Genomic DNA, 12,233 nt, shown 5'->3' on the forward strand with positions numbered 1-12,233 from the left:
CGGGGGCGGGGAAGGCGAAGAGCACGGGGACCACACCCCTCCCGCCGGACCTCCGGCACCCCGCACGTCGTCAGACCTTGAGCACCTCGCACGCGCGGCCCACCCCGTCCTCGGCGCGCAGCAGCCGCCCCATCCTGGCCGCCGCCGCCCGGATCCCGTCATCCCGTACGGCACGCGCCACCCTGTCGGCCAGTGCCTGCGCGGTGACCCTGCGGACCGGCAGCGGCTCGGGCCCCGCGCCCAGCAGGGCCACTCGGGCGCCCCAGAACGGCTGGTCGGAGAAGAAGGGACAGACCACCCCCGGGACCCCCGCCCGCAGGCCGGTTCCCGTCGTCCCGGCGCCCCCGTGATGCACCACCGCGGCCATCCGCGGGAAAAGCTCCCCGTGGTCGGCGTCGCCGATCACGAACATGTCGTCCGCCCCGCCGTACGGCATGCCCTGGAGGACCCCCCGCACCCCGGCCCGGCGCAGCGCCGCCACCACCGTCTCCGCCAGCGCGGCGGGGTCGGCGGGGACCATGCTGCCGAATCCCACGTAGACGGGCGGCGGCCCGGCGTCCAGGAACGCCGTCAGCTCGGGCTTGGGGGCCCAGGGGCGCTCCAGCGGCCAGAACCCGGTCAGGTGCACGTAGTCCGGCCAGTCCGCCGGGCGCGCGACGACCGAGGAGCTCACCCCGCACAGGACCGGCACCCGGTCGGCACGTGCCTGCCGGAAAGGACTGCCCCGCAGGGGGCCGAGCGTGAACACCCTGCTCCGCAGCCTGTTCACCATGCGGCCGAGCAGCAGCCAGCTCAGTCCCTCCACCAGCGCGTAGCTGGCCCGGTTGCCCAGCCTGCCCAGGGTGCGCAGCGGGACCAGCGGGTTGGGAAAAGCCGCGGTGGGCTCGCTGGGCTGGAAGTGGAGCAGCGCGTACGGCATGCCGTACCGCTCGGAGAGATGGTGCCCGAACCCGCCCAATGCGGGCGAGAGCACCAGGTCGGCGTCGGCGCAGGCCGCGTCCACCTCGGTGACCAGCCGTTCGGCGAGCGGCTCCACGATCCTGCGGAACCCCCGGACGAACCCGGCCGGACCACTGCGCAGCCACGCCTGCCCCTCCTCGGACTCCATGATCTTCAATGGGTCGACGCTGATCGGGGCGAGTGCGAGCCCGGCCTCCGCCACCAGTCCGCCGTACCGCGCGGCGGCGACGACGGTGACCCGGTGCCCACGCGCCGCGAACCCCACCCCGAGCGCCACGCAGGGCTGGGTGTCCCCCCTCGACCCGAACGCCAGGATCGCGATCCTCATGGGAGGGTCACCAGGCTGACCGCGGCTCCGACGACGACCAGGCCGGCGGCGGTGAGCAGACCGATCGAATAGCCCAGGGTGAAGCTGGCCGAACCGCTGACGATCACTCCGATGACCGCGATGCCAAGCAACCCCGACATCTCCCGCGCCACGCTGAACACCCCTCCCGCCACACCCGCCCTGGACTCCGGAACGGCTCCCAGCACGGCCGAACCCAGCGGCATGGTCAGCGCCGAGCCGGCCCCGATCACGCACACGGCGGGCAACAGGTCGGCCCAGCCGTCCCCCGGACGTAGGAACCCGACGGCGGCCATGCCCGCGGCGACGAGAAGAAGTCCCAGCGCGACCGTACGGCCGGCGCCGAGCCGGCGTTCCACGGCCGGGACCAGCGGCGTGACCACGGCGACGAGCAGCGCCAGCGGCACGAACGCCAGACCGGACATGGTCGGGCTGAACCCGAGGACTCCCTGAAGGAACAGCGCGGTGAAGAAGAACACCCCGTTGACACCGAGCCCCCAGAGCACCTGGGCGACCACTCCGCCGGTGAACGTCCGGGACCGGAACAGGGCGAGATCGACCATCGGGTCCCCGCCGAGCCTCTCGACGGTCACGAAGACGAAGGCCGCGACCGCGCTGACGGCCGCCGTGACCAGGATCACCGGCGAGGTCCAGCCCACCTCGGCCCCGAAGGTCAGCGCGAACGTGCCCGCAGACAGGACGACCACCGAGGTGACGACCCCCGCGACGTCCACCCGGGCCGCCGTCTCGTCACGCGTCTCGGGGACCGCGACGACGGCGAGCGCGATGACGAGCACGCCCAGGGGGACGTTGAGCAGGAAGACCCAGCTCCAGTGGAAGTGCTGGGTCAGGTAGCCGCCGACGACCGGGCCCAGGGCGAGCGCTCCCGCGCCCGAGGCCATCCAGACCGCCACCCCGACCGACCGCTGCCGGTCGTCGTTGCCCACCGAGACCACCGCCAGCATCGCCGGCAGGATCAGCGCGGCGCCGGCCCCCTGCACCAGCCGGGCGGTGACGAGCACACCCGCCGAGGTGGCCAGCCCGGCGGCGAAGGACGCCGCGGTGAAGACGGCGAGGCCGGCGACGAGGACCCTGCGGCGGCCGTAGACGTCGGCCAGCCGGCCTCCGGCGAGCATGAGGCCGGAGAAGGTGAGGACGTAGCCGGTGACGACCCATTCGAGCGCCGCCAGGGAGGCGTGCAGCTCGACCTGCAGGGTGGGCAGCGCCACCGTGACGACCGTGTTGTCCAGCGTCGTCACGAATCCGGCCAGGCCGATGACCAGCAACAGCAGCCCCCGGCGTGCGGTCCGCGACCGGAGTGCGGGGTTCGGGAGATCCGCGGGATCGGCGGGATCGGCGGAATCCACGGGGTACGGGAGAACCGCAGGATCAGCGGAATCCATGGGATCCGGAAGGTCCGCGGGGTCGGCCGCGAGGTCACTCACTCCTGCACCTCCGACCATTCCCAACCGGATCCATCCGATTTGGGCCGTACGACTCGCGTGGTGCGGTTTCCCACGGCGACCCAGCCTCCGGCGCTCTTTCTCTCCTGCCGTCGCTCCCCCGCCCCCGTCGGTGCCGGGGTCGGCGTCGGTGCCGGGGTCGGGGTCGGTGCCGGTGCCGGGGTCGGCGTCGGTGCCGGGGTCGGCGTCGGCGTCGGCGTCGGTGCCGGGGTCGGCGTCGGGGTCGGGGTCGGGGTCGAGGTCGGTGGAGCAGACGCGGCGGGCCCGGTCTCCTCCACCATCGGCGGCGCGGCATCCGCCGATGGCGCGGCATTCGCCGGGGGCACGGGAGGTACGGCTTGCACTGCCAGGGGCTGCTTCCTCCGCGCCGGTACGGCCCGCTCCCCCGCGACCGGCGCCGCCGGTCTGATGAGCGGCTCCAACTGGTCGATCAGATGGCTGCTTACCAGCGGCGCGCTCCGCGCAGGGGGCGCGTCACCGGCATCGGCCGCGCGGCCGGTCGGCGCGGATGAGGCGGGCTCGGACCGTGCGGGGACGCCGGGAGAAGCCGGCCGAGGGGAGGGCGGTACGGACGGAGGGGCCTGATGAACAGGCGGGACCTGTCGAGCCGGAAGGGCCTGGCGAGCCGGAGGCGCCGGTACGGCCGGAGGGACCGATGGGGTGGAAAGGACCGGCGGGGTGGAAAGGACCGGCGGGGTGGAAGGGACCGGTCTGGCTCGTGGCAAGGGATCGGGCTCCGGGCGCAGCCGGATGACGGGAGGCGGCGTGGGGGGCTCCCGTCGGGGCGGCGTCGGTGGGGCGGCCGGGGGAACCGGGCGGCCGGGGATCGGGGAATGAACCGGGGCGTGGCGGGCGGGTCCCACCGCGTCCTGAACGGTCAGTAAGGGTTGCGGCGGGGACGGATCTTCGTGCTCCTCGGCCCAGTGCCAACCGGGACCGTCCAGATTGGGCTTGATGACCTTCCTGGTCTTACGTGCCCGGGTGGGCTCGCGCTCCGGTGACCCGGCGGACGGTGCCGTGGCGGGGGGTGCCGTGGCGGGAGGAGACACAGCGGGAGGTGCCGACTCGGGGTCGAGTCCCGGAAGGGGATAGGGGTTCGACCGGTGCTGTCGGGGCGGAGGGGCAGAGGCCCGTGACGGCGCGGGCCGGGATTCCGGGTGCAAAGGCCGGGGGGCGGGCACCGGAGAAGGTGACGCGGGGGCGGTCCACGGTGAGATCGGATTCGCGCGAGGCGGAACCGGTCGCGGAGGAGACGGAGGAGACGGAGGCACGGCACGAGAAGGGGACCTGGGAGACAAGGGGGACGCGGCGCGGGAAGGGGACCCGGGAGATAAGGGGGACATGGCAGGGGAAGGGGATTCGGAAGACCCGGGAGGCACGGCACGGGAAGAAGACCCGGGAGACGCAGGGGACGCGGCACGGGAAGAAGACCCGGGAGACGCAGGGGACGCGGGAAGTTCGGCGTCGAGGGCGGGCTGCTCGACCCACTGCCAGTCGGAGCCGTCACGGGTGGTCTTGATGACGCGCACCGGGACGGCGGGGGCGAGGGGCGGCGCCTCGGAGGCGGTGATCTGCGGAATCGGCGGGGGGACCGCCAGGTGGTGCGTCAGGTCGGCACGGTGGTCGGCCAGATGGTCGGCACGGTGGTCGGCGACGTGGTGGTTCATCGCGCGGCGGTTCGCGGCGCGGCCGTCGGCAGGGCCGTCTTCGCGCTCCACGGTGACATAGGCGGCGGCGACCTCGGCCGGGTCGTGCTCACGGATCTCGATGCGCCGGTGGAACCCCTGCAGGAAGCCCGGCAACCACCAGTTGGCATTGCCCATCAGCCGCATCGTCGCGGGCACCAGCAGCGCCCGGACCAGCGTCGCGTCCACCACGATGGCCACGAACATGCCGACGCCGAGCATCTTCACAATGGTGATCCCCGCGGTGGAGAACGCGGCGATGACCACGAGCAGCAGCAGGGCGGCACTGGTGATGACCCCGCCGGTCCGCTCCAGGCCGGTCGCCACGGCGGCGGTGTTGTCCCCGGTCCGCAGCCACTCGGCGCGGACCCGGCTGAGCAGGAACAGTTCGTAGTCCATCGACAGCCCGAACACCACCGCCAGGATCAGCACGGTGATGGTCGCCTCGACGCTGCCGGTCGGGGTGAAGCCGAGCGGACCGGCGAGGTTGCCGTCCTGGAAGGCCCAGACGATCACGCCGAAGGACGCGCCCAGCGACAGGACGTTCATCAGGATCGCCTTGATCGGCAGGAGGACCGAGCCGAACGCGGCGAACAGCAGCATGCCGGTCATCAGGCAGACCACCAGCGCGGTCCACGGCAGGGTGGACCTCAGGCTGGCCTGCAGGTCGAGCTGGGCCGCGGTGGGACCGCCGACGACCACGTCCTGGAAGTTCCGCTCGTGGGGAAGGGCCCGAATCCGCTCGACCAGCGAGCGGGCCTCGTCCGACATCGGATCCTTGTCGTAGCGGACCGCCAGCCGTACGGCCCCGTTGTTCTGCGAGATCCCGGTGAGGTCCACGCCGGTGACGTGGTCGAGCGCCTCCAGCCTCTCCGCGAAGGACCGCACGTCCAGCGGGCCGACCTCGGTGACCGGGGTGATCCCCGAGTTGCCGACCCCGACGGGGCCGCGCCGCGTCCCCACCTCCGAGGTGAGCGCGCCGGGCGCCGAGACGGTCATCGGCCCGACGAGGTCGCGTTCGACGAGCACGATGACGTCGATCGGCGACATCGCGTTCCGGGCGAACCTCGTGTTGATCTCCTCCGCGACCTGGCGGCTCTCGAACCGCTCGGGCAGCACCCGGTGGTCCACGCTGCCGAACCGCACGTGCGCGAACGGCGCGGCCAGCGCGATCAGCACCACGCCGACCCCGGTGAGGTAGACCACCGGGCGGCGCATCACGCTGGAGGCGATGGCGTGCCAGGTCCCGCTGCCGCCCTTGTGCCTGGCGAAGCCGAAATCCGGCGCGACCCGGAGCGCGTCCACCTTCGGCCCCAGCACGGCCAGCAGCGCGGGCAGCACGACCAGCGCGGCCGCCATCGCGACCAGCACCACGGCCGCCGCCCCCAGGCCGATCGAGCGCAGGAACATCTGCGGGAACAGCAGCAGCCCGCTGAGCGAGGTCGCCACGGTCAGCCCGGAGAAGGCGACCGTGCGACCGGCCGTCGCCATGGTCCGCACGACGGCCGTCTCCACCGGCGAGCCCCGGCGGATCTCCTCGCGGAAGGCGTTCAGCACGAACAGCGAGTAGTCGATGGCCAGGCCCAGGCCCAGCATCGTCACGACGTTCAGCGAGAAGACCGAGACGTCGGTCACCTCGGTGAGCAACCGCAGCAGGAAGAGCGCGCCCACCACCGACAACAGCCCGACGACGAGCGGCAGTCCGGCCGCGACCAGGCTGCCGAAGACCAGCACGAGCAGGACGAGCAGGACCGGCATCGACAGGGCCTCGGCCTGTTGCAGGTCCGCGCCGGTCTGCGCGTTCAGATCCTTCAGCAGCGGGATCGGACCGCCGACCTTGACCGTGTATCCGGCGGGCGCCCTTCGGAGCAGGTCTTTGATCTGCTCGTAGCCGCTCTGTTTCGTCAGTTGCCCGCCCCGCAGGGTGACCAGCGCGTAGGTGGAGTGCCGGTCCTTGGAGACGAGTTCCTTGGCCTTGGTCGACCAGTAGGTGGACGTCCTGGCGACGTGCTCGGCGGGCAGCGCCCGGAGCGCGGCCTGCACGTCCTTCCTGTACTGCTCGTCGCCCGCCTCGAACGTCGGGTGCGTGTAGAGGACCACCACGTCGGGTGAGCTGCCGCCGAACCACTGCTCGCCCCACCGGGCGGCCGAGGTCGACTCGGCGCCCGGATCCTCGAAACCACCGTCGGCCATCCGCCCGAACAGCCCCAGCCCGAAGTATCCGGCGACGACCGCGAAGGCCACCCCCAGCGCCAGCACGGACCAGCGCCCTCGATGGACGGTCCGCCCGAACGACTCGAACATCAGGAGTCGGCGTCCCCGGAGCCGGCCGCCCGCGCGCCGAAGGCGCCGTCCAGGTAGGCCCGCACACACGCCCGGCGGGCGATCTTCCCGCTCGACGTGCGTGGTACGGCTCCCGCCTCGACCAGCACGAAGTCGTGCAACCGCAGGTCGTGGTTCTTCGCGACGGCGGCGCGGACGTTGGCCGTGAGCTCGGCCGGGTCCCGGCCGTCGGCCTTGCGGGACCGCTCGGCCACCACGACCAGCCGCTCGGTCTCCTCCCCCGCCACCGCGAACGCCGCCACGTGGTCCCGGCGGACGGCGGGATCGGCCTCCTGCACGGTCACCTCCACGTCCTGGGGATAGTGGTTGCGCCCGTCGACGATGATGAGGTCCTTGATCCGCCCGGTGATGTAGAGCTCGCCCTCGTGGACGACGCCCAGGTCCCCGGTCCGCAGCCAGGTGCCCTCCTCGCCGTCCAGCACGTTGCCGAAGACCTCGGCGCTGCGTTCCTCGTCCCGCCAGTAGGCGCGCGACACGTTCGGCCCCCGCACCCAGATCTCGCCGACCTCGCCGTCCGGCTTCGCCGTACCGGACTCCGAGGCGATGACCACCCGCTGCCCCGTCGGCACCCCGCAGGACACCAGGTCGCTGACCATGCGTCCGCCCGTGGACGGGCCGGTGACCGGCACCGCCCGCCCGGCGGTCAGCTCGTCCCGGTCGAACCGGGTCACCCGGGCGGGCAGGTCGCGGTCCATCGCGGTGACGAACACCGTCGCCTCCGCCAGGCCGTATCCGGGGGTGTGCGCCTCGGGTCGCAGCCCGCACGCGGCGAACGCCTCGGAGAAGCGGTCGATCGTGCTGCCCCGCAGCGGCTCGGCGCCGTTGAGCATGACCGAGACCCCGGACAGGTCGAGCGTGGCCTTCTCCTCCTCGGTGACGCGGGCGGCCGTGTACTCGTAGGCGAAGTTGGGGCCGCCGGTGAACACGTCGTCGTGTTCGCTGAGCATCCGCAGCCACCGCACCGGGTGCATGACGAACGCGACCGGGTCCATGAACACCGCCTGGTTGCCGCCCACCATCGGCGCGGCGATCGTGGCGATCAGGCCCATGTCGTGGAAGAGCGGCAGCCACAGGGCAGCCGTGGAGACCCGGGGGGTGGCCCGGAAGGCCTCCCAGAGCTGCTCGGCGTTGGCGGTGACGTTGGCGTGGCTGATCTCCACCCCGGTGGGAACGCGGGTCGAGCCGGAGGTGTACTGCAGGTAGGCCAGGTCGTCGATCCCGATCGGTTCCGGTTCCCACTCGTCGGCGAGCAGGTCGGAGACCGTGTCCAGGGTGATGACCTGCTTGGGCCGGGGCGCGGACCCGCCGTCCAGGAAGGCGCGGACGCCCTCCAGCGCGGTGGTCGTGGTGAGCACGCACACCGGGTCGGCGTCGGCGTAGGCGCGGATCAGCCGGTCGGCGTGGCCGGGCAGGTCGGGTGCGAACAACGGCACCGCGACCACCCGCGCGTACATCGCCCCGAGTATCGCGACCACGTACTCCAGTCCCTGCGGCGCCAGGATCGCCGCCCGCTCGCCCGGGAGCGTCACCTCGCGCAGCCGTACGGCCAGCGCCCGCGCCTTGAGATGCGCCTTCGCCCAGGAGAGCGTGCGCTTCACCCCGTCGCTCCCGGCGGAGTAGTCCATGAAGGTGTACGCGGGGGCGTCCGGGATCTCCCCTGCCCATCGCTCAACCCGGGCGATCAGCGCGTCGCTCATGACTCAAGGTCCCCTCGCCGAGGTACAGGGACCTAGCAACCTATGTCAGGCGGCTCCGGCAGTTCTTGCCAAAGACATCCACATTCCGGGCGTCCGGTTATTACCCGCATGACAACTGATCACCGGTCGGCCAGGTCGGTCCGGCCGCTCGTCCGCAGGCCCCGGGTGGGGACGCGGTGGTGCAGGCCGAAGCGGGGCTCGGGTTCCCGCTCGCCGTCGAGGAGCCCGGCGACGTACTCCGCCAGCGCCGGGGCGTGCTTGAACCCGTGGCCGGAGTCCCCGCCGAGCAGCCAGACCCCGTCCGCCGCCTGCGCGATGACCCACTCGCCGTCGGGGGTGAGGGTGTACTGGCAGACCTGGCTGAACAGCAGCGGCGCCCCGGCCAGAGAGGGGAACCGGCGGCGGAGGTAGGCCCGCGACGCCTCCTCGCTCGACGGCGAGATCCGCCGGTCTCCGGTCTCCGGGTCGTACGGCTCGCCTTCGGCGTCCGAGGTGACCTTCATCCCGAGCCCGTCGATGTCGCCGTGCCCGTAGACCGACCCCTCGTAGTCGACCCACGCGGGGGTGTCGTCCCACCCGGGCGCCACCGCGAAGTGCGCCGTGTCCTGCTTGGTCACCTGCAGCTCCGCAACCCCGGGAAACAGCCGCGGCAGCCACGCCCCGCAGGCCCACACCACCCGGTCGGCCCGCAGCACCTCGTCTCCGACCCGCACCGCGGGCCCGCGGCCCGCACCGTCCCGCTCCCGCCATCCCTGGAACGCCAGGCCGTGCCGCTCCGTCCCGCCCGGAAACGTCATGTCGTACGGCCTGGCCACCTCCTCGGGGGTCTCGGTGTACGGCTCCGCCCGTCCCCTGACCACCGTGACTCCGGCGGCGCGGGCGAGGCGGGCCGTCACCTGCGTGGCGCGACGCGCCCTGACCACCCCGGCCTGCGGCTCCCACAGCGCGAACTCCAGGTCATCGCCGCGGAAGTCGGGGAAGGCCGCCGCCGCCCTGGCCGGGTCCCACAGTTCGTGCGGGATGTCGAGCCGCTCCAGGACCGAGGCGCTCGCCCGTTCCCAGCCCTGCGCCCGCCGGGCGAACCAGAGCATTCCCGTCTCGGTGTACAGCTCCTCCCCGATGCGCTCGCCGAGTTCGCGCCACAGCTCACGGGCTCGGCGGGCCATCCGGGCGTACCAGTCGTCGCCGCCGTGCGAGGCGCGCAGCAACCGCGTCTCCCCGGCGCTCGCCTGCCGTAGATGCCCTGGCTGGTACTGCTCGACCAGTGTGACCCGCCAACCGGACTCCGCCAGCCGCAGCGCCAGCGACGTGCCCCAGATCCCCGCCCCGACCACGATGGCCGACTTCATGCCGAGCTCCCCCTTTTCCGGGCTCTCCCTACCGTGGGCCATGCCCGTTCGGATCCACCGTGGGCCATGCCCGCTCGCGACCGCAAGCGTCGCCGGCCCGTCGCGGACCGCTTCCGCCACGGACCGCCCCCGGTCGCCGCGGACCGCTTCCGCCACGGACCGCTTCCGCTGCGGACCATGCCCGCCGCCCGTCGGCGATCGGTCGATAATCAGGAGCATGCTCCCAGTACGGCAGGCGCCCTGATGGCGGCCGAATCCTCGCAGACCCTGGAGCGCGGCCTGCGCCTGCTCCGCCTGCTCGCCGACGGCCGCCGCGGCCGCACGCCCACCGAACTCGCGGCCGAGCTCGGGCTGAGCCGCCCGGCGGTCTACCGCCTGCTCACCACCCTCCAGAGCGAGGGCTTCGTCCGCCGGGACGACGACGGCCGGGTCCACCTGGGCTTCGGCGTCCTCGTCCTGGCGCGCGCCGTCCAGCCGCTGCTGCGTGAGGGCGCCCTGCCCACCCTGCGCAGGCTCGCCGAGGAGGTCGGCGCGACCGCGCACCTCACCGTGGCGGAGGGGGACGACGGCCTGGCGGTGGCGGTGGTGGAGCCCTCCTGGACGGACATGCACGTCGCCTACCGCGAGGGGTCCCGCCACCCGCTCACCCGGGGCGCCGCCGGACTCGCCGTCCTCGCCCTGCGTCAGGGCCGCACCGGCTACGTCGTCACCGAGGGGCAGCTCCAGGAGGGCGCCCGGGGCATAGCCGCCCCCGTCCCCGGCGTCCCCTGGCTCGAAGCCTCGGTGGGGGTAATCGCCTTCACCCCCCTCGATCCCGGGACCGTCGGCCCCCGGGTCGCCGCCGCCGCCGCCGAACTGGCCGCCTCCCTGGCCTGACCGGTGCCGCACGGTTTCGGTCTCCGGGATGCGGGTTTCCCATCACGCGAGCCCCGACCGGCTCGGCGCGGCGGCCCGCACCCGCCTTCCTGGATCAGAGGTGCCTGAAGCCGGTGACCTCACGACCGCCGATCTTCGTCACCTTGTTCGCGTCGACGTTCGCGAACGCGGTGATGGCGCCGGCGGTGACCGCCGGGGCGATGTTCGCGCAGACGATTATCACGGAGGCGAGCCTGGTGCCGAGAAGCTCGACGGCGGGACGCAAAGCGGGGCTGAACCGGGCCGCGATTCCCAAGCCCACGATGAGCGCGAGGCTGGAGGCGGAGAAGGCGAGTGCGATCGTGTGGATCCTGTCGAGATCCTCGACCGTGGTGGAAAGTGTCTTGGACAGGTGCTGCAACCGCTCGGTCAGAAGGACGCCCGCGGCGATGAAGTCGACCAGCCTCGCGTCGGCGGCCTCCATGGCGGGCCCGGCCCAGGCCGCCTCCACCGCCTCACGAACCAACTTGGTGTCGTATCCAAAGATTGTCCCGCACTTGTACGCGAGGTACCCCCAGCTCGTGATCGCCTCCTCGATGACATCGTCCGAGGGGATGACCGTGGCACTCCAGGCGAGCGCGCCGGCCATGACCGTCCAAGAGAACGCCCTCGCGCACACCAGGTTCTTTTCCGTGGCCAGACTGCACGTGGCGAGCCTCGACGGCGTCCTCCTCTTCAGCCATTCCCATCGCATCTGGTCTTGTTCCCACAGTATTTCGTCGAATTTGAGGGCTGCTCCCAAGCCCGCTGCGGCGGTCATCAACCCTGGGATTTGTGCTGGGGGTTGCCCCGGATCGCCAAACTGAGCCCAACCACGGTAACTGGGAAAAATAGCGGGAGGCCTGCCCTTCCTGTCCTCGGACACATCCTTGGCCTCGGACAGCGCGTCGAGCATTCTGCCGATGACCACACCCTCGGTACCGGTGTAATTTTTCCCGGTCTTCCCCATCATCTCGGCCAGATCCCGGGCCTCTCCGTAGCCATTGAAGATCTCTATCCGAAGATCATCCCAGGCATTGGCGTACTTTTTCTGGGCGAGCCAACCCGCCACACCCAGCGCCCCGGTGGGGAGATCCGCGCCGGATCTAGACAGATCATCAAGTTTGTGACGCATATCCTGCAAACTCTGCGCCGCCTTACCGAAGACATTCTCTTCGTAGGCGAATCCATTCTCACCAGCCATACAGCCATCCGTCTCATGATCAGACGCACGGCCTCCAAGGCCCCGGAGACCACGCCCAGCGTTCTTCGCACCCCAACGATAATGATCAACTAGTCGACATCGCGGGATGAATAAGCAAACATCAAGGACGAATCAGTGAACATCAAGGGACGAATCAGAAAATAGCCGGCTTCAAGGATTACCGGACCGAGCACACCGCCGACCCGTCGACCCAAGGACCGCACCCGGATCCACGACGCCCTCGAAGGGGGCGACGAGCAGGGCCGACAGGGTGGCCGCCGTCAAGGCCAGG

At 71.9% G+C, this 12,233-nt stretch carries 7 protein-coding genes; 1 reads left to right on the forward strand and 6 read right to left on the reverse strand.

The genetic code is table 11. The annotated features are described in order from the left end of the window. Positions 1 to 70 precede the first annotated feature (70 nt). From ACQPYK_RS45115 to ACQPYK_RS45135, 5 genes are all read right to left on the reverse strand, one after another. A complete protein-coding gene (locus ACQPYK_RS45115) occupies positions 71 to 1,288 on the reverse strand; it encodes a glycosyltransferase (RefSeq protein WP_433246372.1) in 1,218 nt (405 codons plus the stop codon). Further along, positions 1,285 to 2,673, reverse strand: a complete 1,389-nt coding sequence (locus ACQPYK_RS45120) for an MFS transporter (RefSeq protein WP_433246375.1) — start codon at positions 2,671 to 2,673, stop codon at positions 1,285 to 1,287. The genes ACQPYK_RS45115 and ACQPYK_RS45120 overlap by 4 nt, the downstream gene beginning before the upstream one ends. Positions 2,674 to 2,747: 74 nt before the next feature. Next, positions 2,748 to 6,758: an MMPL family transporter gene (locus ACQPYK_RS45125; protein ID WP_433246378.1), complete on the reverse strand. Its 4,011-nt coding sequence runs from the start codon at positions 6,756 to 6,758 to the stop codon at positions 2,748 to 2,750. Beyond that, positions 6,758 to 8,494, reverse strand: coding sequence for a fatty acyl-AMP ligase (locus ACQPYK_RS45130; protein WP_433246380.1), 1,737 nt, complete (start codon positions 8,492 to 8,494; stop codon positions 6,758 to 6,760). Before ACQPYK_RS45130 ends, ACQPYK_RS45125 begins: the two co-directional genes overlap by 1 nt. Before the next feature lie 119 nt (positions 8,495 to 8,613). After that, on the reverse strand, positions 8,614 to 9,843 hold the full coding sequence (locus ACQPYK_RS45135) for an NAD(P)/FAD-dependent oxidoreductase (protein WP_433246383.1): 1,230 nt from the start codon (positions 9,841 to 9,843) through the stop codon (positions 8,614 to 8,616). Between the two features lie 243 nt (positions 9,844 to 10,086). Here ACQPYK_RS45135 and ACQPYK_RS45140 point away from each other — a divergent pair, with 243 nt between their 5' ends. Further along, positions 10,087 to 10,719: an IclR family transcriptional regulator gene (locus tag ACQPYK_RS45140; RefSeq protein ID WP_433246386.1), complete on the forward strand. Its 633-nt coding sequence runs from the start codon at positions 10,087 to 10,089 to the stop codon at positions 10,717 to 10,719. A gap of 94 nt (positions 10,720 to 10,813) precedes the next feature. Here ACQPYK_RS45140 and ACQPYK_RS45145 read toward each other — a convergent pair whose 3' ends face one another. After that, positions 10,814 to 11,941 carry a hypothetical protein gene (locus ACQPYK_RS45145; RefSeq protein WP_433246389.1) on the reverse strand — a complete coding sequence of 376 codons (1,128 nt, stop codon included), beginning with the start codon at positions 11,939 to 11,941 and terminating at the stop codon, positions 10,814 to 10,816. Positions 11,942 to 12,233: the final 292 nt, after the last annotated feature.

Source organism: Streptosporangium sp. CA-135522 (assembly GCF_050949235.1).
Taxonomy (GTDB): Bacteria; Actinomycetota; Actinomycetes; order Streptosporangiales; family Streptosporangiaceae; genus Streptosporangium.

Bases quoted from the DNA above. Each gene is read 5' to 3' on its own strand.
- ACQPYK_RS45115 (WP_433246372.1), bottom strand. From the start codon at position 1,288: ATGAGGATCGCGATCCTGGCGTTCGGGTCGAGGGGGGACACCCAGCCC.
- ACQPYK_RS45125 (WP_433246378.1), bottom strand. From the start codon at position 6,758: ATGTTCGAGTCGTTCGGGCGGACCGTCCATCGAGGGCGCTGGTCCGTG.
- ACQPYK_RS45130 (WP_433246380.1), bottom strand. From the start codon at position 8,494: ATGAGCGACGCGCTGATCGCCCGGGTTGAGCGATGGGCAGGGGAGATC.
- ACQPYK_RS45135 (WP_433246383.1), bottom strand. From the start codon at position 9,843: ATGAAGTCGGCCATCGTGGTCGGGGCGGGGATCTGGGGCACGTCGCTG.
- ACQPYK_RS45140 (WP_433246386.1), top strand. From the start codon at position 10,087: ATGGCGGCCGAATCCTCGCAGACCCTGGAGCGCGGCCTGCGCCTGCTC.
- ACQPYK_RS45145 (WP_433246389.1), bottom strand. From the start codon at position 11,941: ATGGCTGGTGAGAATGGATTCGCCTACGAAGAGAATGTCTTCGGTAAG.